22 protein-coding genes and 1 riboswitch are annotated in these 24,514 nt (G+C 62.0%); of the genes, 11 read left to right on the top strand and 11 right to left on the bottom strand.

Annotated elements, in window-relative coordinates; genetic code table 11:
* The first annotated feature begins 258 nt into the window (after window positions 1-258).
* Both istA and istB read left to right on the top strand, forming a co-directional pair.
* The gene (istA, locus tag BBA01S_RS35725) at window positions 259-1,482 is read left to right on the top strand and encodes an IS21 family transposase (protein WP_042298437.1); all 1,224 of its coding nucleotides are present in this window, start codon (window positions 259-261) and stop codon (window positions 1,480-1,482) included.
* Window positions 1,479-2,345: an IS21-like element helper ATPase IstB gene (istB, locus tag BBA01S_RS35720; protein ID WP_027820616.1), complete on the top strand. Its 867-nt coding sequence runs from the start codon at window positions 1,479-1,481 to the stop codon at window positions 2,343-2,345. The genes istA and istB overlap by 4 nt, the downstream gene beginning before the upstream one ends.
* A 471-nt stretch (window positions 2,346-2,816) precedes the next feature.
* On the opposite strand, the gene BBA01S_RS35715 is transcribed toward istB, so the two are convergent.
* Window positions 2,817-3,134, bottom strand: coding sequence for a YnfA family protein (locus BBA01S_RS35715; RefSeq protein ID WP_027820615.1), 318 nt, complete (start codon window positions 3,132-3,134; stop codon window positions 2,817-2,819).
* 256 nt (window positions 3,135-3,390) lie between these two features.
* Here BBA01S_RS35715 and gspG point away from each other — a divergent pair, with 256 nt between their 5' ends.
* Complete coding sequence (gspG, locus tag BBA01S_RS35705) at window positions 3,391-3,855, top strand: type II secretion system major pseudopilin GspG (RefSeq protein WP_042298436.1); 465 nt, start codon at window positions 3,391-3,393, stop codon at window positions 3,853-3,855.
* A gap of 107 nt (window positions 3,856-3,962) precedes the next feature.
* Here gspG and BBA01S_RS45395 read toward each other — a convergent pair whose 3' ends face one another.
* The 6 genes from BBA01S_RS45395 to BBA01S_RS44260 all read right to left on the bottom strand — a co-directional run bounded on the left by BBA01S_RS45395 (window position 3,963) and on the right by BBA01S_RS44260 (window position 9,599).
* Window positions 3,963-4,868 carry a CopD family protein gene (locus tag BBA01S_RS45395; protein ID WP_156966196.1) on the bottom strand — a complete coding sequence of 302 codons (906 nt, stop codon included), beginning with the start codon at window positions 4,866-4,868 and terminating at the stop codon, window positions 3,963-3,965.
* 2 nt (window positions 4,869-4,870) lie between these two features.
* A complete protein-coding gene (locus tag BBA01S_RS35695; RefSeq protein WP_027820613.1) occupies window positions 4,871-5,233 on the bottom strand; it encodes a copper resistance CopC family protein in 363 nt (120 codons plus the stop codon).
* 22 nt (window positions 5,234-5,255) lie between these two features.
* Entirely contained in the window at window positions 5,256-6,143 is an 888-nt protein-coding gene (locus tag BBA01S_RS35690) for a hypothetical protein (protein ID WP_027820612.1), read from the bottom strand.
* A 101-nt stretch (window positions 6,144-6,244) separates the two neighbouring features.
* The gene (locus tag BBA01S_RS35685) at window positions 6,245-6,625 is read right to left on the bottom strand and encodes a DUF2946 domain-containing protein (protein WP_027820611.1); all 381 of its coding nucleotides are present in this window, start codon (window positions 6,623-6,625) and stop codon (window positions 6,245-6,247) included.
* Window positions 6,626-6,876: 251 nt separating this feature from the next.
* Window positions 6,877-9,141 (bottom strand): TonB-dependent receptor, encoded by a 2,265-nt coding sequence (locus tag BBA01S_RS35680; RefSeq protein WP_027820610.1) that lies wholly within the window; start codon window positions 9,139-9,141, stop codon window positions 6,877-6,879.
* A 74-nt stretch (window positions 9,142-9,215) separates the two neighbouring features.
* Window positions 9,216-9,599, bottom strand: coding sequence for a DUF2946 family protein (locus BBA01S_RS44260; protein ID WP_156966195.1), 384 nt, complete (start codon window positions 9,597-9,599; stop codon window positions 9,216-9,218).
* A gap of 213 nt (window positions 9,600-9,812) precedes the next feature.
* Window positions 9,813-10,008, top strand: a riboswitch (cobalamin riboswitch).
* An 89-nt stretch (window positions 10,009-10,097) separates the two neighbouring features.
* On the opposite strand from BBA01S_RS44260, the gene BBA01S_RS35670 reads away from it, so the two are divergent.
* The 8 genes from BBA01S_RS35670 to BBA01S_RS35630 all read left to right on the top strand — a co-directional run bounded on the left by BBA01S_RS35670 (window position 10,098) and on the right by BBA01S_RS35630 (window position 17,521).
* Window positions 10,098-11,159, top strand: coding sequence for a HoxN/HupN/NixA family nickel/cobalt transporter (locus BBA01S_RS35670; RefSeq protein ID WP_027820609.1), 1,062 nt, complete (start codon window positions 10,098-10,100; stop codon window positions 11,157-11,159).
* Between the two features lie 38 nt (window positions 11,160-11,197).
* Window positions 11,198-11,629 (top strand): DUF2946 domain-containing protein, encoded by a 432-nt coding sequence (locus tag BBA01S_RS46320; RefSeq protein ID WP_167336081.1) that lies wholly within the window; start codon window positions 11,198-11,200, stop codon window positions 11,627-11,629.
* A gap of 27 nt (window positions 11,630-11,656) precedes the next feature.
* Window positions 11,657-12,394, top strand: coding sequence for an SCO family protein (locus BBA01S_RS44255; protein WP_245641691.1), 738 nt, complete (start codon window positions 11,657-11,659; stop codon window positions 12,392-12,394).
* A 45-nt stretch (window positions 12,395-12,439) separates the two neighbouring features.
* Complete coding sequence (locus BBA01S_RS35660) at window positions 12,440-12,883, top strand: copper chaperone PCu(A)C (protein WP_027820608.1); 444 nt, start codon at window positions 12,440-12,442, stop codon at window positions 12,881-12,883.
* 196 nt (window positions 12,884-13,079) lie between these two features.
* Window positions 13,080-13,445 (top strand): DUF2946 domain-containing protein, encoded by a 366-nt coding sequence (locus tag BBA01S_RS35655; RefSeq protein ID WP_027820607.1) that lies wholly within the window; start codon window positions 13,080-13,082, stop codon window positions 13,443-13,445.
* A 273-nt stretch (window positions 13,446-13,718) separates the two neighbouring features.
* Window positions 13,719-14,432, top strand: coding sequence for a hypothetical protein (locus tag BBA01S_RS47820; protein ID WP_174479198.1), 714 nt, complete (start codon window positions 13,719-13,721; stop codon window positions 14,430-14,432).
* 90 nt (window positions 14,433-14,522) lie between these two features.
* Window positions 14,523-16,703, top strand: a complete 2,181-nt coding sequence (locus BBA01S_RS44240) for a TonB-dependent siderophore receptor (RefSeq protein ID WP_052392037.1) — start codon at window positions 14,523-14,525, stop codon at window positions 16,701-16,703.
* The gene (locus tag BBA01S_RS35630; RefSeq protein WP_027820605.1) at window positions 16,700-17,521 is read left to right on the top strand and encodes a DJ-1/PfpI family protein; all 822 of its coding nucleotides are present in this window, start codon (window positions 16,700-16,702) and stop codon (window positions 17,519-17,521) included. Before BBA01S_RS44240 ends, BBA01S_RS35630 begins: the two co-directional genes overlap by 4 nt.
* 197 nt (window positions 17,522-17,718) lie before the next feature.
* Here BBA01S_RS35630 and BBA01S_RS35625 read toward each other — a convergent pair whose 3' ends face one another.
* The 4 genes from BBA01S_RS35625 to BBA01S_RS35610 all read right to left on the bottom strand — a co-directional run bounded on the left by BBA01S_RS35625 (window position 17,719) and on the right by BBA01S_RS35610 (window position 24,320).
* Window positions 17,719-19,188, bottom strand: a complete 1,470-nt coding sequence (locus BBA01S_RS35625) for a PepSY-associated TM helix domain-containing protein (protein WP_027820604.1) — start codon at window positions 19,186-19,188, stop codon at window positions 17,719-17,721.
* A 71-nt stretch (window positions 19,189-19,259) separates the two neighbouring features.
* Window positions 19,260-21,536 (bottom strand): TonB-dependent receptor plug domain-containing protein, encoded by a 2,277-nt coding sequence (locus BBA01S_RS35620; RefSeq protein ID WP_027820603.1) that lies wholly within the window; start codon window positions 21,534-21,536, stop codon window positions 19,260-19,262.
* Between the two features lie 74 nt (window positions 21,537-21,610).
* Window positions 21,611-22,117, bottom strand: a complete 507-nt coding sequence (locus BBA01S_RS45390; RefSeq protein WP_052392036.1) for a hypothetical protein — start codon at window positions 22,115-22,117, stop codon at window positions 21,611-21,613.
* An 82-nt stretch (window positions 22,118-22,199) separates the two neighbouring features.
* Window positions 22,200-24,320 carry a TonB-dependent receptor gene (locus BBA01S_RS35610; protein ID WP_027820602.1) on the bottom strand — a complete coding sequence of 707 codons (2,121 nt, stop codon included), beginning with the start codon at window positions 24,318-24,320 and terminating at the stop codon, window positions 22,200-22,202.
* Window positions 24,321-24,514: the final 194 nt, after the last annotated feature.

The raw sequence follows: 24,514 nt of genomic DNA, 5'->3' as shown, positions 1-24,514 counted from the left end.
CTCGCCGGCATATCCTGTGACTAATATGGCCTCTGCTGACTTCTCGCTCCGGAAACTCTCCGTCGCCCTTTCAGGCATGAGGCGAGACCTCGCCAGCCCGCCTGTCAGCGTCGGATAGATACTCCTCATTTTCGTCGAAGTAATTTTCCCCAGTTTTTGTCTGGCGCCGCCGCGTAAGCGGCGGCGCCCTCCCGATCACCGACCATATGCCACTACGGATCCGTCGAGGGGGTGTCGGTGATCGAGCTGGGAGAGGTTATGACGATTCTGGCATTGCACCGGCAGGGGCTGAGCATCTCGGCCATCGCCGCTCGACTGGGTATGGACCGCAAGACCATTCGCAAATACATCAAGGGTGGTGTGCAGGCGCCGCGTTACGGTCCACGTGCACCGCGACCCTGCGTCATCGACCCGTTCGTTCACTATGTGACCGAGCGTGTGCGTGAGTATCCGGACCTGAGCATCGAGCGGCTGCTGCGGGAGATTCAGGCCATGGGTTACGCAGGCGGTCGAACAGCTCTGGGCGACCTGGTTCGGGAAGTCCGGCCACCGCGACAGCGTGGCTTCGAGGTGCGCTTTGAGACTCCAGCTGGCCACCAGGCGCAGGTAGACTTCGCACACTTCAATGTTGAGTTCGACGATGTACCGGGGCAGCGACGCTCAATCTGGTTGTTCTCGATTGTGCTCGGGCACAGCCGCTATCTGTGGGGGCGTTTCGTCGAACATCAGGACCTGCAGACCGTCCTGCGCTGCCACATGGAAGCGTTCGAGCACATTGGTGGTGTGCCACGCGAAGTGCTGTACGACCGCATGAAGGCAGCGGTGCTGGGCGAAGTCGAGAAGCACATCGTCTACAACGCGAAGCTGGTCGCGTTTGCACAGCACTATGGTTTCGCTCCGCGTGCGTGCAAGGCGTATCGCGCCAAGACCAAGGGCAAGGTCGAACGCCCCTATCGCTATATCCGGCAGGACTTCTTCCTCGCGCGACGATTCCAGAATCTCGCCGATCTGAACCGCCAGTTGCGCAACTGGCTCGACACGGTGGCCAACTCACGAGTACACGGCACGACGCATCGCGTTGTCATGCAGCACTTCCGGGAGGAACGCCCCGCGCTCCAGGTGTTGCCGGCCGGCGCCTTCAATGGCGTCATCAGACTCGAGCGGCGCGTGAGCCACGAAGGTCTGGTCTCGGTCGGCGGCAACTACTATAGCGTGCCCGACCGCACCCGCAGACGCACGCTCGACGTCCATAGTCTGGCTCACGAGATCCGCATCTACGAGGACGGCGAACTGCTCGCAGTGCACCCCGTGCTGGAAGGCCGGCGACGAACATCGTTGCTGCCTGGCCATCGGAGCGCGGGCCAGCGCAGGCAGCAGGCGGCGCGCGACGTATCGTCGGGCACGACTGGTGTCGGACGTCGGCCGCTGTCGTTTTACGATCAGGTGGCCAGGCGTCTGGCTGATGCCGGGAGGCGCGCATGAACAGCGTTCCAACCTCAACCGTCGAACGGATACAGCGTTACCTCGTTGGCTTGCGTATGCCGCGTGCGCTTGAAGCGCTGGATGCCACCTTGAAGCGTTTCGAACAGGGCGACAGCTCGATGCTCGAAGTACTGGAGACGTTGCTGGGCGAGGAGTTCACGACGCGCGAGACGCGGCGCATCCGCATGGCGCTGCAGACAGCGAGGCTGGGCACCGTCAAGACGCTCGCCGGATATGACTTCAGCTTCCAGCCGAGTCTCGATCGCGATCGCATCATGACGCTTGCGCAACTTGAGTTCATCAAACGACGCCAGACGGTCCACTTCCTCGGGCCGCCAGGAACTGGCAAATCACACCTCTCCATTGCACTAGGTGTCGAAGCGGTGCGCGCCGGCAAGAGCGTGTACTTCGGCTCACTGGCAGAAATCGTCAATTCGATGGCGAAGGCCGAACGCGAAGGCAACCTCGCCCAGCGTGTGCGCTTTCTTGCGCGCAACAGTCTGCTCATCGTTGACGAGATCGGCTATCTGCCGATCGGCTCCAACGGGGGCAACTTGTTCTTCCAGCTCGTCAACGCATGTTACGAGCGCTGCGCCATCGTCCTCACGTCCAATCGCAGCTTCGGCGAATGGGGTGAGGTCTTCGGTGACACAGTCGTCGCAGCGGCGCTGCTCGACAGGTTGCTGCATCACGCGATTGTTGTCCAGATTGAAGGTTCGTCGTACCGGCTGCGGGAGCATGCCGATCTCCTGCCTGACCACCTGCGCAACCGACCATCCGCCCTAAACCCGGCACCGGTCGAACCTGCTAACCGACGCCCGGGTCGCCCCCGAAAGAGCTCACCTGATCCATTCAGCGGCTGATCACCGCAAATACACAGGGTGGGGAAATTTACTTCGACGAACACGACATTAGGATACAGCCGCTACAAATAAAATGTCGATAATCTTGGTTATGTTAAATCTGAGTGTTGGGCCAGCGCCTCACAAATCTCCGGTGCTCCGGTTCGAATCGGGCCGGTCGCCCGTGACTACTTGCCGACGTGATGATGCAATATGCGTCTGCGTGCGGCCATAACCTGTCGTTCAGCGAGCGAACGGAACTGTCATCGGATCGACCGCACAACTCCGCTAACGACCATTGCTCACGTGTAGCGACGAATGGCTGCGATGGGTCCGCACACGCTCACTGACGGTCGACGGTTCGGAGATGTGCAAGGCTCACCGAAGTAGCTCGCATGCTCAAGCAAGAGCTATCGCCCGGCTGCTTTTCGCCTAGGAAAACAGCCAAGTTCCAGCTCGAGGGCCGTGATGCTTGCGACCGCAAGCACACATTCAACGCGGCTGAAACGCAATCACGGCCATGCCGGCAAGCGAGAGCGCAACGCCTGCCCAATCCCAGTTTGTCGGTCTCAGCCCCTCCACCATCCACAGCCAAAGCAGCGCGACCGCAATGTATACGCCACCGTAGGCTGCATAGACGCGCCCAGCGGCAGAGGGATGCAAAGTTAGCAACCACGAGAAGATCGCCAGGGAAATCGCCGCAGGAACCAGCAGGAAAGCACTCTTACCCTCCTTGAGCCAGAGGTATGGAAGATAGCAGCCTACGATCTCGGCAATCGCGGTAACGGCATAGAGAAGCAGTGTTTTCATCAAAAGAGTAATTGCGCGACGGCGGGAATAATACATCGACAGAAGTAAAACGAAGTGGCCCGCTGCATGTCGGCGCGCAACTGATCCCAATCCGCTATGTCCAAATCGGTCGCGTAGAACGGCCAGGACAAACGCCGTGCCGGGTGAATGCAGACTTCGTTGCGCGACTACCTTACAATCATCGAAATTGCTTATCCGAGCTACCTGCGCGCTCGTATTACGCCCGAACAGTTCTCTCCTGCAGGTCTATCAAGCTATGCAAGCGGGGAACGAAAATGAAAAGAAAATCGCGGCGCCGCAAAGCCGCTCGCGACGAGCGCTCCGGCTCATTCAGATCGCAATCACGGTCGCAATCCTTGGTCTTTTGATCGTCCTGATCATCTCGAAGATGATGACGAGACCGGAGGTGATCAAGCACAACCTTGCGAAACAGGACATTGCCGCAATCGTAGAGGCCCTGAATAGCTACCGTCGCGACAACGGCCGCTACCCGACCCAGCCGCAAGGCCTGCACGCCCTGATTGAAAGGCCCGACACGGATCCCGTACCGCGCGCCTGGAAGAAAGACGGCTATCTTGCCCGCTTGCCAGACGACCCGTGGGGCAACGCCTACCTGTATCTCAATCCTGGCGTGCATGGTGACATCGACGTATTCAGCTATGGTCGGGATGCCAGGCAAGGCGGTGAAGGCGACGACGCCGACGTGGGCTCATGGGAATAGTAGTATCTCCCACGGAGTGCTAGGACCGGCCACGAAAAGACGCTCGTACCGGTGAATCAAAAGACCGAATGTCAGCTATATCTCGACCTGCTTCACAAGTTCGCTGATCAGCCCCCGGCTGTTGGAGACGTATGTCCCAGCACAGCAGCGATCGCAAGAGTCGCCAGCATTACGAGCGCTTCAACAGACAGCAAGGTGTCGAAGCGCTCCTTCCCGGCCACGAAGGCTGCGCCATCCTGTTGCGCCCACGCGCGAAGCTGCGGAAGAACCACCAGCCGGTTCCAGCCGCCCAATGCCACGGCTGCGGCAACACACACGAGCTTCGCAGCAAGTATCCGGCCCCAGCCAGTCGCGAAAATCCGTACATCCGTCTGTGACGTATCCTGAATCACGTTGTAGAAGCCGGTGACCAGCACAACGACAAGGGCAACCGTCGCCAGATACGAGAGTTCGTTGCGGAAAGCCACCTGTTTTTCGGCAGTCGCATACGTGGAAGGCAAGCGTCTGACCAGGACTGCGGCGACAATCACACTGCCGGCCCACAATGCCGTCGCGCATAAATGCACGACGTGGATGACCTCACGGGCCGAGAAGTCGCCCGCGTCAGCTGCGTGGCTGGCCGCAGCCTTGCCCGCGGCCCACACGACGAGGCCTATGACGAAAAGCGGCAGGCCACGGCGACCAGAAAACCCGCTCAGCGTCGCCAGCAACGCACCGACAAATCCAATGGACCACGCGACACCGTAGTGCGATTGCGTCAGCACCGCCGCGACCGCGCTCCCGGCTTCGGCAAGCGGTGTGCCGCTCATGACGGCCGCCTGCAACCAGAGGTATGCGAGGGCCATCAACGCCAACCCGATCGTGACACCCGCCTGCCAGCCACGCAGCGTGGCCGGCACGCCCACGCCGCAGCGCTTGCCGAGCACCTCGCACGCGAGGAGGCCGGCTGCCGTCGCAAACAGCACGTTCTGCACGGCAGCTACGGCAATCTGTGTGGCGACGAGCGGCTCCACGGTCACTTCACCGTAAACCGGTAGTGTCCCTGCGTGCGATGTCCGTCAGCAGCGACAGCCACCCACGCAACCGTATAGACGCCAGGCGTCAACGAACTGACGCCCACCGATATGCGCTTGCTGTTCGACGGCTCGACTTCGGACTTCCCATTCGTGACGGCCTTGCCCTGTGCGTCGGTGACAGTGATGGAGCTGAACGCAGGTTCGAGCGCATCGTCGAAGTCGATCACCACCGCATTGAGCTTTGCCTGCACGGTCGAACCCGCTGGTGGTTCCTGATGCTTCGGATAAGCGTGCGCCCAGGCGAGATGTGCAGCAAGCAGCGCGACCGATGCGACAGCCCTGCGCAATGTAGCGAGTTTCATCGCGGAATCCCTGTGTGCGTGCTTACTGGAAAAGCGGTTTGCCGAGCGTGTGCGGCGCGACATCGTCGAAGAAGATGTGCACCTGCGCCAGGATGCCGACGTGCGAGCCGCTCGCCCGGTTAATCGGTATCTGTGCTTCGATGCCTAGCTGGCCGTAGCGGTTCATCCAGATGAAGCCCGGGTTGACGGTTCCCGTCGTTTGCCCCTGGCTTCTGGAAAGAGGCACTTCGACGAGAGGAATCAGGTTGGAAAATGGCTGCGGCAAGCCGAGATCGTGAACGTGCTGCTGCAGATAAGGCAGGCTGTACTGGAACGTGAAGCCGTAGTCGAACGAGTTCGGCTGGCCGCTACCGGTGGTCAGCGACGGCCCGGCTTCGCCGGTCACGGCAATGGGACGCAGCCAAGCGAGCGAGTCTGGCAGGTCGCCCATGCCCTTCCCGGCAAAGATCGTGGGCGAGATCGTCGAGAAGTTGCTGGCGATGGCACGGCTACCCGTGCCGCCGAGTTCGGCGTTCACCCCCACCGATGTCATGAATTCGTGTGCGTCGTTCACGTAGAGCAGGTACTTGATTCCCACGCCGAAGTTGTCGAAACCGCGAGCGGTGGGATTGTTCTGCATGACGTAGCTGCCGTCCACAGAGAGCGCGAGCCGCGGCGTAATGAGCTTGTCGTACTCAAAGTCAAAGGTGTTGATGCTTTGATCGCCTGCGTCGCCAGGCACGCGCTGGTGCCCGAATTCGAGATTGGCTTCGTCACCGACGCCGGGGTCGTCGACGGAGAGCGTGGAGGGAAAGACGCGGTCGCCCGCGATGGCGTGGGCGTGGGTGACAGAAACATGGGCAAGGCAGGCAATGGTGGCCAGCAGCGCAGAGCGCGCCGGGGACGCATACCGGTTGATGATGGTTCGCATATTGGTTATCTCCAGTTGTCGTTCGTAGCGGTCGTGTAGAGGCACGGCAAGCGGCCACTTGCGACAGGCGCAGAGCGGCAGTTTTGCAGGTCAAAACGGGATCAGGAGAAGACCGGGGGCGCCCTGGGCTGAGCTTTTGTGAAGCTGACATCGGCACGGATGGCGACCAACGCGACGATGACCGGCATCGTCGTTGTGGTGAGCGATGCAAAGAGGCTGGCCGGATTGCCGGGCAGCGTCGGGATATGCCCAACCATGCCGCAATAGCCACAGGCCTGCCAGTGCGGAAGCACGCCGTGCGTAGGCTTGCCGTCATGTACCGATGGCACAACTTCGTCATCGGCCGAACAATACGCGGTCAGCGCATCGCTGAGACGGTGTTGCGACGCGAGCACCTGCGAAACCACCGGCGCGAGCGTCGCCAGCAGGATTGCAAGCAATCCCAGCAGGCTTCCAAGGCGATGGAGACGAGCGCGGTACATGGCGCGTAGCGAATGGCAAGAAATGGAAAGAGATGGCTATGAATTATGCCACGCGGTCATATGGCCAATCGTCGGAATCCGGGGGATTCTCTGCACCCCATAACAGAAAGCGATACGCAAGTATTCGGTGATGCTTACTGAATCCGTACGAGGAAACAAGGCGATCGTCCTCTCGATATCGGCAACGGAGACGCCCGATCAAGAAGGAATCCGGGCAAGCGGCGTTTCTTGCGCGCTTGCCCGGTGTGCCTTTAAAAGTCGTAGGAAACAGTCACCTGCGCCGACAACGGAGGGCTAGGCGTCAGCGTGTAGTCAAAGGTCGCGGCCGAGCCTCCGGTGTAATACTTCCGGTTGAACAGATTAAAGATGTTCAACTGTGCTTTCCAGGGGCCTCGCTTATACGAGGCCATCGCATCGGTGCGCACATACCCGGCGAGCTTGAAGGTGTTGGGCAGGGTCGCTTCCCGCGGGCCGACGTAATAAACGCCCGCTCCGACCTGCAAACCCGGAACCGACTGCAACTGATAGACGGTCCATACGCTTGCGCTGTTGCGCGGAACATTGCTCAGGCTGTCGCCTACGGGATACGTCGTGTCGCTCGTGACTTTCGCGAGCGTGTAGGCATAGGTGACGATGGCCTTCCATTGCGGCGTGATGTTGCCGGTGATGTCGAGTTCAACACCCTGGCTCCGCTGCTTGCCCGTGAGCACTTCCAGTAACGGATTGATGGGATCCGTGGTCAGGATGTGGTTCCGGTTGATATTGAACAACGCGAGGTTGGCATTCAGCCGGTTCTTGATGAGTTCCTGCTTCACACCTATTTCGTACTGCTCCGCGACTTCTGCGGCGTAGGTGACGTTGCTGCCGCTGTGGCCGACATTCGGTGCGTAGCTGCGGCTCCAGTCGGTGAAGAACGACGTACTGGCCGTCGGCTGCCAGACCAGCCCGACGCGTGGCGAGAAGGCCGTCTGCTGACCGTGGCCCGTCGGCTCACCGGCTTCATCGGCGGTGTTGATGAAGCGGTCCGCCCGCAACCCCACCTGCAGCTTGACCTGTCGCGTCAGATCGATCAGGTCCTGCACATAGACACCGTAGTCGGCGCCGCGCCCCTCATGCCCAGCCAGGGAACCGGCTGGGGTCAGCCCGGAGACATAGCTGGGATTGAAGAGATCCACCGTCATCGTGGAAACCTGCGAACCCCCGCTGCCCACTTCCAGATAGCCGTAGTCCACACCCGCCAGTAACGAATGCTTCAGGCTGCCGGTGAAGAAGTTACCCACCAGTTCGGCTCGGGCGGAATATTGGCGCGAGACTTCGTTGGCTCCGCTGTAGACAGAGTATTCGAGGAGATTGTCCGTAGCGCTCGTGCTGTCAGGAAACGACTGCGTCGAGTGCTGGCGCGCGTACGAATACTGCCCGGCCAGGCGCAGTTTCCAGTTCTCGGACAGCGCATGCTCGAATAACAGCGTTTCGGAAACGGTATCGTTTCGGCCGTAGTCGCCGTCGCGGAATCCGTAATACCGGGAGCGCGAAAGCTGCTGGTAGTTGGTGACGGCGGGCACACCGAAGTCAAAGCCATCCCGGTTCAGGTGGTTGAACTCGCTCAAGAGCGTCACCGAGGTGCCGTGATGATTGTCCCAGGTGATAGCCGGTGCAATCGACCACGATTTGTAGCCGCCGTTATCCTGGAACGTCGAGTTGGTCTCGGCTGATGCATTGAGCCGGATACTCAGGTCGTCGTTCAGGACGCGATTGACATCGACCGTCGTGCGGCCGAGGCCGTAGCTACCTGCCGTCGCGCTGACTTCGCCGAAGTTCTCCCACTCCGGCCGTTTGGACACGGTGTTGATATAGCCGCCTACCGCACCGATGCCGCCGTACAGGGCGCCTGCCGGCCCCTTGAATACCTCGACTTCGTCGATATTCTGAACGTCGCGAAAGGCGTAGTAGCCGTAGTTGCGGAAGCCGTCGCGCAAGCCGTTGCTTTCGCTGAAGCCGCGGATATTGAAGAACGTCGCGCCATTGCCGCCGTAGCTCGCCTCAGCGTGGACGCCGCTGACGTTATCGGCGATCTGGTCGATGCTCGTCACGCCGCGGTCCTGCAACGTTTCCGATGGCACGACCTGAATGGAGGCCGCATAGTCCTTGATCGGCGTATCGGTCCTGGTCGTGCTCGTGGCAGTGTCGGTGCTATAGCTCGAGCCCGCCGTGGCGGTGACCTTGATTGAGGGCAACTGACTGTCTGCCGCGACCGGCTCATGACCTGTTGCCGATGCCGTAGCACCTGGCTGGGGCGTCTGTGCATCGGTTTTTGTGCTCGTTGAGGACGTCGCCGGATCGGCTGCCTGTGCTTGAGCTTCGGCCACGAAACCCGCGCACAAAATGGCCACCGCCACGCCCAACGGCAGAGCTTTAAAGCGCGTCTGCGCCCCCGAAAAATCCTGGCTGGCACCGCACGTCACGAGCGCGCGCGTGCCGACGCCGGCCGCGCGCAGCGGTCGTTGTCTGGTCTTCATGTTATCGATTCAGCGAAAAGAAATAGTCGTGCGGGCGCGGCACCGTCGCGGTGCGCGCAGCTTGGAGACGGGTTTCAGCTGAAAAGCGGAGGCGCTCGCGACAGGGGCCGGAAATGAGGAAAGGTGCGAACCAGCGGGCGCGCAAGACTTGTGCTCCACAACTGGGTGACGCGTGTCAGCGTGAAGAGCACCACGGCAAGCGCGATGCTCACGCAGGCGACGACCAGCGCGGCACTGAACGGACAGAGGCCGTTGTCTCCCGCCATCGTGTCGTGAGCCGGTGAGCCGTGCATGCTTATGCCGTCGTGCATCATGCCCGCCATGTGGCTCATGTCCATGCCGGGCATCATGTCAGCCATATCCTGCATCGCGCCGGAATCTTTGGCAAACAGCGGGCCATGGCCGGAACACATCACGAGTGCGAAACCGCCCTGCGCCGCCGGATCCGGATCGAGCATGACGGCGCCCGGCAGGAGCGCGCGCGCAAGAAAGATGGCAAAAGCAGCAAGAAACAATACCCGGCTCGCCGTGCCACCTCGCAGCAGGAAACGGCGAAGGGAGAACATGGCGCGTATGTTACCAAGCTTTCGTCTCGTAATCTGGGCAGAATTGCCACGCTCCAGCGAGCGACGCTTTTCTATCCCGGCTGGTTGACCGGTCTACAGGGTGCAGCTACGCTTGCGGGCGATGGTTCCCGGCGACGGGATCAAAAGGGAATGCAGTAAGGGCGCACGCGCCCGAGTCTGCGGCTGCCCCCGCAACTGTGAGCGGCGAGCTTGTGCCGATTGTGGCCACTGGGAAACCGGGAAGGCCGGCACTGAGCCCAGACCCGCGAGCCAGGAGACCTGCCATCAACCGAGGTCCATGCAGCCGCAACGGGCGGGGTGTCCCAATGCGCAAGCCACCGTCGCAGACGGTCGCCCGTTGCAGGACAGCCCGACCTCAGGATCTCCCGCATGTCCCTGTCACTGCAAACCACGCCCGCACCGGGCACACTTCGGCGCCGCGTTACCGGCATCTATCTCGTACTCGCCGCATTCAACATCGGCGCCTGGATCTGGGCCTTCATCGCATTCCATGCGCACCCGCTGCTGTTGAGCACGGGTCTGCTCGCCTATGGCTTCGGATTGCGCCATGCGATCGACGCCGATCACATCGCCGCCATCGACAACGTCACGCGCAAGCTTATGCAGGACGGCCAGCGACCGGTGACCGCGGGCTTCTTTTTCGCTCTCGGGCATTCCGCGGTAGTGCTAGTCGTGGCCGCGGCCGTCGCCGCAACTGCGGCTGCCCTCGAAGGCCGCTTCGAGGCGTGGAAGGATATGGGCGGAATCATTTCGACCAGCGTATCGGCGCTCTTTCTGTTCCTGATTGCCGCGATGAACATCATCATCCTGCGTGGCGTGTGGCGCGCATTTGGCAAGGTGCGTCGAGGCGAACCCTACAACCATGATGATCTCGACCTGCTGCTGAACAACCGTGGCCTGATGGCGCGGCTTTTCCGGCCGCTCTTTCGTCTGGTGTCCAACCCGGTCTGGATGCTCCCGCTTGGCTTTCTGTTTGGGCTGGGCTTCGACACGGCAACCGAGGTGAGTCTGCTCGGCATTTCGGCGACCCAGGCGGCGCAAGGCCTGTCGATGTCCGTGGTGCTGGTATTCCCCGTGCTGTTCGCCGCAGGCATGTCGCTCGTCGATACCACCGACGGCATCCTGATGCTGGGGGCCTACGACTGGGCGTTCGTACGCCCCATCCGCAAGCTGTACTACAACGTCACCATCACGCTTGTTTCCGTGCTCGTGGCGGTGCTGATCGGTGGCATCGAGACGCTTGGGCTGCTCAGCGACCAGTTCGGTTTCAAAGGCGGCTTCTGGGACATCATCGGCACGCTCAATGACAACTTCAATGACCTCGGCTTCATCATCATCGGCGTATTCATTCTGGCGTGGCTCGTATCGTTCGTCATTTACCGGATGAAGGGTTACGACGACCTGCCCGCGGCTCGGTCCAGCAATTTCTAAGTGCTTTTGCGCAGCACGCGGCGGTATGCCTGCAGCGTTTGCTATTCATTGAATTGCTTATTTGCCAGCGCAACCCAGCCCAGGTGAGCTACCATGCGCGCATGACTGCCTCTATGCGCGCCCGACTGCGATCCGGCACATGGCTAGCACTGCTCGCCATGTGCCTGACTGTTTTTGCGCCGCTCATCAGCCAGATCCATGCTGCTGCGCGCGGTCTGGAGCCTGACGCAGCGATCTGCTCGGCCGGCCCGATCGGCCACGCTCCCCACCTGCTTCACCAGGGAACACTTTCGGCGTGCGGCTATTGCGACCTGCTCGCAACACCCGCTGCCCCGCCGCCCGTTGCCGCCGTAGGTCCCTCCTGGCTGCCACTGCTCACCGCAGTTCTGTCGCTGCCTGAATGGCGGGCGGAATTGCCGGCCATTGCCTGGTTCGCAGGCTATCCGCGCGCGCCACCCACCGCCCGCTAGAACGTCCCTTCACGTTTCGCACCCCGCTTGATCCGCTATCCCGATGCCTCGCTCATGTCGAGAGGCATCGGTCGGTCGCGCGCGCCCCTTTACCGCGCCCTGTATCCGCTTACACCTATGCAAAAACCCCGTATATTTGCGGCGCCCCGCTCATGGCGCCGCGTGATTGCCGCCGTTACAACGGTCCTGACACTGTCTGGAACGTTTGCCCTGACCGCGTGCGACCAGAAACCCCCACTGTCATTCCAGAACCTCGATATCACCGGAAACACGCGATTCGCCAGCGACTTCTCGCTGCCGGACACAAACGGGAAGACGCGGACGCTCGCTGACTATCGCGGGCAGGTCGTCGTGCTGGTGTTCGGCTATACGCATTGTCCCGATGTCTGCCCGACCACGCTTGCCGAGCTATCGCAGGCCATGCAACAACTTGGCCCGGAAAAAGCGAAGCACATCCAGGTGCTCTTCGTCTCACTTGATCCAGAGCGGGACACGCCTTCGGTCCTCGCCCAGTACGCCGCCGCTTTCAATCCCTTATTCCGCGCCTTGCGTCCTGCCGATGGCAGCCAGCTCAAAAAAATTGCTACGGACTTCAATCTGGTCTACGAAAAAGTTGCCGGATCGAGCGCGGACAACTACACCATGAATCACACGGCTGCGAGCCTCGTATTTGACACGCAGGGCAAGCTGCGCCTGTACGTACGCGATGCGCAGGGTGCCCAGTCATGGGTACATGATCTGGGCGAACTGCTCGACGCGACCTGACGGATATTGCCCTGATTCCCTTTCTACCTCCAGACAGGAAAAGCCATGCACACTCTTTTTCGCACGATCGCCATTGCCCTTCCGCTTTCGGCGATGTCACTCACCGCAGCCGCGGCGCCCAATTCGATGATGGTTTCTGATTGCTGGATTCGCTCGATGCCTGGCGATACGCCGTCGGGCGGCTATTTCAAGCTCATGAATATGAGCGACAAGCCCATCGATCTCGTCGGCGTCAACACGGACGCGTTTGGCATGTCGATGCTGCACCAGACACAAAGTAGCGGCAGCACATCGAAGATGGTCATGGTCGACAAGGCGAGCGTGCCAGCTAACGGCACACTCTCGTTCGCGCCAGGCGGCTATCACGTCATGTTCGAGCACGCGAAGAAGCCGCTCGCAGTTGGGTCAACTGTTCCGGTGACCTTCAAGTTCAGCGACGGAGAAAGCATCGACGTACAGTGCGCAGTCAAGAACGCCGCGGGTCAGTAATGTAGACAGCGTGAAATCCGCCGAATGCGCATGCAACACTCAGGGTGACGAAGTCGATTACTTTGGCACCCTGAATAAATAGCGATTACCGCGCTAAACCGCTATACGCCGTATCACGTGGTGTTTTAACGCAGGTTGTTTATAGATGCCTATTTAATGCGGTGCTAAACTACCGTGCACTCCACTGACCTGTGACATGAATCTTCGCGCCTGCAACCGGATGACCGCCTGGCTTGGCCTGATCGCCATGTGGCTCATCGTGCTCGCGCCGCTGGTCAGTCAACTGGTGGTGGCCGAACGCGCGCACCAGCCCGTCGCATCCTTATGCTCCGCGGCTCAACGCGCCGACACCTCATCCCATAAAACGCTCGACGACGCGCTCTCCGCCTGCGCCTATTGTGATCTGCTGGCCACGCACACGGCGATGCCGCCGATGCCCGCGATCATGCCAGCGCTTTTCGCGCTGATCGTCGCCGCCGTTGTCCCCGCACTGTTCTCCTCGTACACGCCACTCGGCGCGTTCCCTTCGGGGCGGCCAAGAGCGCCTCCGGCTGCACACTGATTCTCCATTCCATCTGATTCGCACTGCGCGCACGCCATCCCTGCCAATGCGCGCGGATGCACGCGGTCAATCGCGCACGCGCCACGTCGCTGCGTGAGGTTTCCGCTCGTCCTGCGGCAGCCGGTTTTCGCCCACGCTGTTCTTCTGCGCGCGCCGCTTGCGTGGCGCAGACGCGATACGTGCTGCGCGCATTTCCGTTCCCGCTCGTTTTCGAAGCACGCCCGAGAGGTCCTCTTCAATGCGCTTCCTCAAATGGCTTCATCAGTACGCCGTATGGCTGAACGTCACGGCCTGCGTCGCCGTCCTGGTATGGGCTGGCTGGGCATGGTCCGTGGTGTACGGCGTCCCCCTGGCGTCCGCGCCCATGCAACTTCAGCCGGTGCAGACACGGCCGCTGCAGATGCGGCCGATGCAGGCCTGCCCATGCCGGCAACCCGGCAACGATCCACGCGCGACCCTGCGCATCTGACGCTGCACGCGTCACTCTCTTCACCCATGACCCATCACATGAACGATCCCTGGCTGAAAGAGCGCGTCGTTTCGCTGCGTGCGCTCAAGAATCCCACCGAGCACCAGCGGGCACTGCTGGCGCTCTATGACAATCCCGCGCGCGATATCGATGAGGATCGCAAACTATCCGCCCTCGTCAAGGCCGAAAAAGCCGCCGCGCGCGCACAGAAAGCCCGTGCGAATGCCGCCCGCGCGCTCAAGCAGGACCGGCTTGCCCAGCGTCGCGCCCGCGACCAGCTGGCCATCGTGCGAAGTGCGCTGATCGATTGCGCGGTGCTGGAGAATCGCGACCCCGGCGAGTTGCTGGGTGCGCTGCTGTGCTTCATCGACCAGGGTGCGCCGTGCGACCGCCAGAGCTGGAAGCAGGCCGGCGACGCGCTGCTCGCGAGGCAGATCGCGGCAGGCATGCCCACCACGCGTTCTCGCAACCGCACGAGTCGTGCCTTGCCTGCCAGTGCGGCCTCGCAGGAACTGTAGAAAACGAACGGCCAGCGTAATAAAGAAGGCGCGCAGCGCCGGCTGGCCCGTTTGCCCTGAATACGTCACGCCACACGAGCCATAACAACCATGACCAGGCTGACCCTCGTCGCTGCGGCTTCGCTTGCGACGTTCGGCACATTCGCCACGATCGTCACCATCGCAACATTGGCGACCTACCCTTTAACCCTGCATGCGCAGGAGACCGGCACCGATGCTGAACCCATCGCGGCCGGTTCCAGCACCGAAGCGCCGGCCTTGCCCGTGATCCGGATCACGGGCAGCCGTTACCGATTCACCGAATCGGACACCGCGCTCGAGAGCCATACCGCCACGCGCACCGACACGCCCCTGATCGAGGTCGCGCAGTCGGTGCAAGTGATTCCGCGCAACCTGATCGAGGAGCAGGACGCGCGCACGCTGGCCAGCGCGCTCGTCAACGTCTCGGGCGTCATTCCGAGCCAGCCGGAAGAGAATGGATTTGTCGGCAATATCGTGCGGGGTTTCCCGGCCGAAATCTATATGGACGGCTTGCCGATGTACGGCATGAGCGCGACCAACAGTCCGGCCAGTCTGGTCGGCGTGGAACAGATCGACGTGCTCAAGGGCCCCGCTTCCACCCTGTACGGCGGCGGCATCGGCTCGCCGCTGGGCGGCCTGATCAACATCGAATCCGAGCGACCCTCCAGCGAAGCAGGCGGCTATGTGGCGATGCGCACGGGCAGCTATGGCACCGTCAATCCCTACTTCGACCTGACTGGTCCCTTGACCTCCGCGATCAACGCGCGCATCGCAGGCGAATATCAGAGCAACGGAAGCTGGATCGACAAGGTCAAGGGCGACCGCTGGTCGGTCAAGCCGAGCGTGTCATTCCAGCTCGATCCGAAAACGGTTCTGCTGGTCCAGGGGCAGTTCAGTCACACCAGCCAGCTCGAATATTCGGGCCTGCCTGCTGCCCAGGCGCTGGCCGGTCAGCTCGACCGCTACGCCTTCCCCGGCGCGCCGATCGGCCAGCCCCGCACGACCATCGACAACCAGCTCGCCACGGCGGAACTGCAGCACATATTCAACGACAACCTGAAACTCACGGTCAGCGGACGGTATTACCACAGCAGCATGCCCGAGTACGGCAGCTTTGTTTATCCGGGCGCCTATCCGCCCGATGCCGCGACCCCGACCACCTACCCGATCCTGCCGCTCAACATGCAGACCAGCGCGTGGGAGGCGACCTTCGACGCCAATCTGCTGGCGAAAGTCAACGCACTGGGCGGGCGTCACGAATTGCTGGTGGGCGTGGACTACGACCACACCGATTTCAGTTCCGATATGGGCTTCAGCGGCGTTCCCGTCGGCTCGCTCAATCTGTCCCAGCCGGTCTATAACCTCGGCTACGGTTCGCTCGCCCCGCTGAGCCTCACGCAGACCGACCGCTACCAGACCATCGCCGCCTATATCCAGGATCAGGCGACCTACGGGCGGCTGCATCTGACGGGCTCGCTGCGTTACACGCAACTCAATTTCCGCGAAACCGAAGAAGCCACCAACGAAACCTATCACCACGTTTCGCCGCGCGTGGGGGCGAGTTTCGACGTGGCGCCCGGCGTGGCCGTGTACGCCGCCTATGCAACGGCGTTTCGCGCGGCATTCGGTTATGTCGGTCTGACGCCGCCGCAGCCGGAGACCTCGCGCAACATCGAGGCGGGCGTGAAGCTGGCGCTGGAGCGCATCGGCCTGTCAGGCACCATCGCCGCCTTCGAGCAGACACGCAACAACGTCGCCACGCCCGACCCGGACAATCCACTCTATTCGATCCAGACAGGCCAGCAGCGCGCGCGTGGCTTCGAGACGGATCTCGTGTGGGAGCCGGTGCCTGCCTTCTCGCTGCTCGTGAACTACGCCTATACCAACGCGAAAGTCACGCAGGACAACTCCATTCCTGTTGGCGACACGCTGGCGCGCGTACCAAAGAACAGTGGACGCGTCGCGTTCCGCTACCGGGTGGCGAACGGCATCGCCCAGGGGCTGTCGTTCGGCGCGGGCGTGACCGCGTACAGCGCACGTGAGCTGACCTTGCCGAATACGGTGTCGGTGCCTGGTTATGCGGTCTTCGATGCGCAGCTTGCCTATACCTTCGATCGCTACACGATCGCCCTTTCCGGCGTGAATCTGACGAACCGAAGGGTCTACGAGCCCTATGAATACCTTTCGTTCCCGGTGGTGATGCCCATTCAGCCGCGCTCCGTTTATCTCACCCTGAAGGCACAAATATGATCGATATCGACCGTCGCAATCTCATCGCCATAGCGCTGTTGGCCCCGCTGGCTGCCGGCGGCACCGGCGCGAGCGCGCAGCAAAACGAAGCGCACAGCGCGCATATGTACATGCCGGACAGCACGGTCCACTGGGAAGGCAATGAACAGATCGCCATGCTGATCTATCCGGGCATGACCGTGATGGATCTGATCGGGCCACACTGCATGTTCGGCTCGCTGATGGGCGCGAAGATCCACCTGGTCTCGAAGACGCCCGAGCCGGTGACGAGCGACGCGGGAGTCACAATCGTGCCCACCGCAACCTTCGAGACCTGCCCGCGTGATCTCACCGTGCTGTTTGCCCCCGGCGGCACTGATGGCACCCTGGCTGCGGCCACCGACCCCGCAACGCTCACGTTCATGGCGGATCGCGGCGCGCGCGCAAACTATGTGACCAGCGTCTGTTCCGGTTCGTTGATCCTGGGCGCGGCGGGCCTGCTCAAAGGGTACAAGGCGACGTCGCACTGGTCTTGCCGCGATGCGCTGGCCGGTTTTGGCGCCATCCCGACGGATGCCCGCGTGGTACGCGATCGCAACCGTGTCACAGGCGCGGGCGTCACCGCCGGGCTCGATTTCGGCCTGATGATGATCGCGGAACTGCGCAGCCGCTTTTACGCCGAGTGCACGCAACTCGTGAGCGAATACGATCCTCGACCGCCGTTCCACGCGGGGTCCATGAAGACCGCGCCGGAGAAGGTCAAGGCCGATATGATCGAACTGCTCTCAGGGTTTTCGAAGCAGGCGGCACAACTGTCAAGCAGGACAAAACAAAGTTGAAACGGCCGAACGCGCGGGCTGACCGCTGCCTGGCGACATATGTCCGAGCAGCGCTGCCAACACGAGCACGGCCAGCATGACGAATGCGTCGCCCGTCAGTGCGGTGTCGAAACGGCGCTGGAGCGGCGACGTATTTCCCGAACACGTGCCAGCCGTCCAAGTGTTCATCGGGAACTCCACCACGGGAATCGGGTTCTTCAGGCCACGCGCTGCCCCATGTGCCGAAACACAAACCGGTCCGCGATCCAGACCAGCACGATCGTTGCCCCCATCAGCGGAAATATCGCGCCGAGCAGGACCAGTCCCGCGACCCAGCCACGCATGGGGGGGGCGCCGCGTTCACGCGACGGCGCACCAAGCCTGCGCGCGGGGCGGCGCTTCCACCACATCACCGCCCCCGTGATCGCCATCGCGCCAAGCCCCAGCGAAATCAGCGCGCTGACAATCTGGTTGCCAAGGCCGAAATAGCGGCCCATGTGCAGCGAAGTGCCGTAAGAGACCGCCTGGGCAATCGCGCCATAATCGGCATAGCGGATATCGCGGATCACCGCACCGCTATATTGGTCAATATAAATGGTCCGTTCGAGCTTCGGGTCAGCAGGGAAATACGAAACTGTATAAACCCCTTCGCGCGAAGCAGGCAGCGCGAGCGTATAGTCGTTCGACACCCCCAGCGCGGCGGCCTGGCCAATGAGCTGCTGGATCGGCAGCGGCTTCGCGGCTACGCTCGCCGCCCCCGAATCCGGCACAGGGACGTTGCCGACGGCCCAGGGCTCGATGGGCACCGGCAGATCGTCCATGACCATGCCCGGCATCGAATCGTCGCCATCGTGATGATGCATGGCGGCCATCGAATGAGCGTCGTGCGCAGTAGGCCTTGCGGGTTGACCTGGCAGTACCGACTGAACCGCCAGATCGCCCCATGAGCCAGGCGGCGAACCCAGGTTTGCACTGGTCGCCAGCGATTTAAAGTGCTTGCCCCATGAACCTGTCCACGGCAGCCCCGTCAACACGAAGGCCGCCGCACCGATCGCGAGCCAGATCCCCATGGCCGCATGCACGCTCTTCCAGAGAGGTCGCTCGCGCAACGAAAAGCGCGGCCAGAATTCCGCACGCTGACCGTTCTGCCGGCGCGGCCACCAGAGCGCCACCCCGGTTCCAATCATCACCAGCGTCCAGCAGGCGGCCAGTTCCATCACGAGTTCGCCGGGTTTGCCCAGCAAGAGCTTGCGATGCAGCATGCGGTCGACCTGCATGAAGCGGTTCGCCACGCTCAGCGTGCCCAGCACCTTGCCGTCGTACGGGTTCACATAGACGCTCTGCTGATCGCCATCGGGCAGGCGGAATACAAACTCCGCGCTGCGATCGGCGTCCGTGAGCACCTGCACCGAAACCGGCACGCTGCCGGCTGGCACGGCACTAAGCGCGTGGCCGAGCAAGGTGTCCGCGTCAAGCTTCGCGGTGGACTGTGGCTCGACCACGAGCCGGTGCGGATACAGCATTGGTTCGAGCTGCGCCTTGAAGCAATAGAGCGTGCCGGTAATCGCCAGCACCACCAGAAACGGCATGACAAACAGACCGGCGTAGAAGTGCCAACGCCAGAGCGTCCGGTAGCCGTCGCTTGCGGCTGTTGCGCGCGTATCCGGCTGGTCGAATGTGGTCGACATGCAATCCTCCTGCAGAAAAATCCGATATCACCGCCGTGCCTGCGCATGCGCAGGCACGGCTCAAACCGTGGTTAGAGCGTCACGCGAATGCCGCCGTAGACACTGAACGGCTGGCCGAGCTGCGGCGCCGTCGTGGTGCCCTGCGCGCCCGTGTCGTAGTAGTAATGGCCGCCGAGGTTCTGGATCAGGCCATACAGTTCGACGGTCTTGCTGACGTGCCAGGACGCGCCCAGATCGACCACGGCGGCACCGCCGTTCCACACCGTGTGCGCCGTGTTGTACCAGTAGCCAGGCCAGGCCTTGAGCTGTGCGCTCAGCGTCACCGTCGAAATGGGTTGCCAGTTCACGCCCGCCGTCCACATCCATTGCGGAATCTGGCCGATCTGGCTGTTCACGGGCGCGGCGGCCGGGTAATTCGATTCGACCAGGTAGGCCTGGGTCCAGCTCACTCCGCTCGTCAGCGTGACCGAGGGCGCGAGTTTCACGTCGCCCATCAGCTCCAAGCCGCGGATCACCGCGGTGCCCACGTTGCGATACTGGCGCACCGAAGTAATGCCGCTCAGCCCCGTGCCCGCGATATAGCTCGCGCAGCTTGCCGACGACGAACACAGCGACGGATAGTCAATGAAGTTGCTGATGCGGTTGTGGAAGGCCGTGAATGAGACGTTGTAGAGGTCGCGCTTGAAGTCCAGCCCCACCTCCTCGCCCACATTGGTTTCCGGCACGAGGTTGGGATTGGTTGAGTTATAGGTGCCGCCGGAGACATATGAGCGATACATCTGGTTCATGCCCGGCGCGGAGAAGTCGCGATACACCGCCGCGCGCAGATCGAGCCCATTGTCGAAGTAATATTTCGCGCCCAGACGCGGGTTGAACGTGAACTTGCTGCTGTTCGCCAGTTGCTGGTCGAGGCTGCCCGACAGCGACTGGCCCGCGATGGAGGCGTTGCTGGCGCGCCAGTAGTCGCCGCGCAGGCCGAGCGTGATGTCCAGCGGCACGGCGTCGAAGCGGTAGGTACCCTGCGAAAACAGCCCGAAAAACTGATGCTGGCCGTGCGCCTGGAATTCCGCCGTATTCGCGCCTGCGGCGCTATAGAGGCTGTTCTGGTCATCCACGCCGATGTAACGATAGTCCATGCCGATCTTCAGGTCATGGATGGGCCCGATATCCTTCTGCCAGTACACCGAACCGCCGCCAGTCTTGTAGGGAGCGCTTTCAATCTGCGAGACATAGGAATAACCGGCCGTCGGCGTGGAGAGCGAATAGCCGCCCGTCTGCGTGGCGTTCTGCGTCGCGAAGTTCGTGCGGTCGAGCCAGACGTAGGCATTCAGGCTGCTGCCATCGTCGAAGCGATGCGTGCCGCCCGCACGCAAACCGTACTTCTCCCAGCTGTTCTTCGCGTTCGCGTAGATCACGCCGTCCTCGTGCTTTTCGTGATCGTAGAGTTCGAGGTAGTACTTCGAGGCGGCGTCCGGCGTGAGATAGAACGACAGGCCCACGTTGTTGGCAAAGCCCGATGTCGCCACGTCCGAAGCATTGCGGTACTGCGAAGGCGTCTGGTTATAGCCGTCGGTGTGATACGTGCTCGCTGTCAGGCCCACCGTGAGCGCGGGCGTCGAGAACAGCGTAAGGGCGGCGTCCGCGCTACGCGTATTGAAGCTGCCGTACATCACGTCGAGCGTCTTCTCGTTCGCGTTCGGCTCGCGCGTGATGATGTCGATCACGCCGCCCATGGCGAGGTTGCCCCACAGGCTCGTCGCGCCGCCGCCGCGAATGACCTCGATACGATCGACCTGCCCCTTCGGCACCAGCGACCAGTCCACCGTGCGGAAATAGCCGTCGTTGATGGGAACTCCATCGACGAGCACCAGCGTCTTGGTGCCATAAGCGTTGCCGAAACCGCGAATGCTGACGATCGACGAGGTGGGATGCAGGGCGAAAGTCGAAGTCTGCGGCGTGTACACACCCGGAATCTTGTTGACGACCTGATCGACCGTTGTTGCCGGTGCCTGCGCAACCTGCTTGCGCGTGAGCTCGGTCGTGCTCAGGTCCATCTGGTCGAGCGACGAACCCTTGGTCGCGGAAACGGTTACGCTTGGCAGCGTCGTCACGGCTTCGGAGGCGGCGTTCGTGGGCGACGCGGTTTCGTCGGTCTGCGCTGCGTGTGCGTGTGGCGCGCCCGCGAGCGCTGCGAAGGTGGCAATGGCGGCCATCACCGTCATGCGCATCGGTGTGCGGTTGAACCGGGCGAATGGGTTCGCCCCCGGAAATGCTTGTGCGACAGCGCTCGCCACAGGCGTGCGCATGCGCGCGACGTCCGCATGCAGCGGACGTTGTTCGGTCTTCATGTTGTTAATTCAGCGAAAAGAAATAGTCGTGCTTACGCCGCGCCGATGTGGCGCGCGTAGCGGATGGACTGACTTCAGCTGAACCGGGGAGGCGCGCGCGATGGCGGCTGGAAGTGAAGCGGCGAACGCGACAGCGACTGCGCGACCACCGTGATCCATGACTGCGCGGCACGGATCAGTACGAACAATACGCAGGCGAGCGCGACACCCACACAGGCGACGACGAGCGCAGCGCTGAAGGGACAGAGCCCGTCGTCACCCGCCATGGAGCCATGTCCGGTTGCGCCGGACGCGCCACTCATCTCCATGCCGTGAGCAGTCATGCCCGCCATGTGGCTCATATTCATGCCTGGCATGGAGGCGGCCATGCCAGGCATGTCCATCATGGCAGCGCCCTGAGCGAACATCGGGCCATGCCCCGAACACATGACGAGCGCAAACCCGCCCTGCGCCGCCGAAACCGGGTCGAGCATCACCGCGCCCGGCAAGAGCGCGCGCGCAAGAAGAACGGTGAAAGCGGCCAGGAAAAGCGCCCGGCTCGCCATCCCGCTCCGCAGCAGGAACCGGCGAAGGGCATTCATGGCGCATATTTTACCGGGGATTTGTGCAATCCCACGGTTGTTCCTGCAACCATCCCGCGACGAAATGCCCCTCGTGACGCGCTCAGAACCGGTAATTCAGCAGCAGTTCGAGCCTGCGGTCGTTGCCGAGCAGATACTGCGTCTCGTCGTAATAGGCCGACTGTACGTAATGACGATTGAACACGTTGTAGGCTCGCGCCGTAATCGTCGTATCTTTGCGCGGTTGCCAGGCCAGGGCCAGATCGACGGTGGTGTACGAAGGCATCACCAGCGTGTTGGCCGTATCGGCGTAACGCTTGCCAACGTATTTGAGCCCGGCGATCGCGGTCCAACCCGGCGCGAAGCGCTCGCTGATCCACAGGTTGGCAAGCTGTTGCGGCACGGAAACCGGCACGTTGCCCGCACGCGACACCGCCGCCCCGCCCGAACTTTCGACGAAGTTATCGTAGCGCGCGCGCAGCAGCGCGACGTTGGCATCGACGCGCAGCGCCGGCGTAATCTGCGCCCCCACCGTGCCTTCGAGCCCGCGCGAGGACTGCTGCCCCACCTGGATCGACTGATTGGGATTCAGCGGATCGGCCGTGACGAGGTTGTTCTTGACGATGCGATAAGCCGCGAGGGTCCAGTCCACCCGGCCATCCAGCAGCGTCTGCTTGATGCCCACCTCGATCTGCTTGCCGGTGGCCAGAGTGTATTGCGCCTTAGTCGCGTTAAGCATCAGCAGCGAACTGACCGGGTCGGCCGCCGTCGCGTATTGTCCATAGACCGCCAGGTTCGGCTGGATATCGAACACCGTGCCGATACGCCAGCCCGTGTAGGGAAAGACCTTCGTGAAGCCAACGCCATTGACCAGATCGTCACGGTTCACGCTCGCATGGTCGTAACGCACGCCACCGATGATCGACCAGCGCTGTGTGAGCTTGAGCCGGTCTTCGGCGAAGACCGCATACTGATTGGACTGCGAACGATACTTCGGATAGGTGCCGGCTGCGTTGATGAAGCTGCCCGGATCGAAGTCATAGGGATCGACATAGCTGGTGCCCGAATACGGCGAGTTGTTGTCATGCTGGAAGGTCGTGTGATTGAACTCAAAGCCGGTCGAGAAGGTACTCTGCATGCCGAACAACGTGCCTTCGAGCGTGGCCGTCGTCACGTTGCCGTACTGCTCCTGATCGTGAAAAATCTCCGTATAACCGCTGCGTTCGATCAGTCCCGTCTGCGGCACATAGGTGTAGTCCTCCGCGTCCTTCCAGTGACGGTTGCTCTTCATGCGATAGAACGTGGTCGTCACGTTAAGCGCATCGCTGGGCTGCAAGTTCGCCGAAACGGTCGTCCAGCTATCGCGATACGAAATCTCGCTGTCGCCGACGTTGTAGTTCTTCGAGACCAGCGAACGGTCGAACGCACCGTTGATGAGCGGAATGCCGAAATACTGCATCGGATGCTGGAAACCCTGCGCATACGACGCCGTCACATAGAGGTCCGGCGTCAGGTCGTACCGCAGTGCCAGAGAGACGGAGAGATCGCGCGAATCGCCCCGGTCCACCCAGTTCGCGGAGCGGTTCGCGCTCACGTCGAAACGATAGGACAGGCGGTCGGTCAACGAACCGCCGCTGCCAAATGCGGCGCGTGCCGTGCGCTCGGTGCCCGCGCCCAATTGCAGTTCGTTTTCAATCGGCCCGCGGGTCGGCTTTTTCGGCACGATATTGACGACGCCGCCAATCGCGCCCTCGCCATAAATCACCGAAGCGGGACCGCGCAGGACATCGATGTGATCGACGAACCAGGTATCGAACGGATACGTCACGCCGATTGCGCCATAAGGACGCAGGCCGTCATACAGTTGCGTGACCGACGAACTGCCGACGAAGCCGCGCGCGCTCAGCTCCGAGCCGCCATTGCCGGGATGCGGCGATTCGCTGATGCCGGTGGCACGGCTGACTGCATCGACGATCGACGTATCGCCATGTTCGACCAGTTTCGCCCGGTCGATCTGCTCGACGCTCGCGGGCGTTTCAAGCGACGAAAGGCCAAGATGGCTGCCGGTTGCGAGGGGCTTTTGCAGTGCGTCCTCTTTCTTGACGCTCACGCGGACCGCGTCGAGCGTCTTGTCTGCTGGAGCAACGGTACTTTCCTGGGCATGTGTTGCGCCGGCGAATACGGCGAGAACCGCGGCAGCGGTCAGGGAAATACGGGGATTCATGTTGTGCTTCGTGTGAAGTGTGCGCACGCGCGCGTCCTGCTGCGCGATATCCGGCGCAAAGTGATCGGTGACACCGGCACGCCACCATGACGGGCGCGCGTGTAACCCCGCCACGCGCGCAGGCGTTAGCGAGGCTCGCTGCTGATGCAGCGATTCCGGGATCAAACGGGAAATCGGGAGCGACGCGTGGCCGG

The organism is Paraburkholderia bannensis NBRC 103871, from assembly GCF_000685015.1.
Classification (GTDB): domain Bacteria; phylum Pseudomonadota; class Gammaproteobacteria; order Burkholderiales; family Burkholderiaceae; genus Paraburkholderia; species Paraburkholderia bannensis.
Note: the sequence above shows the minus strand (reverse complement) of the source record. Positions and strands in the feature narration are given on the sequence as shown.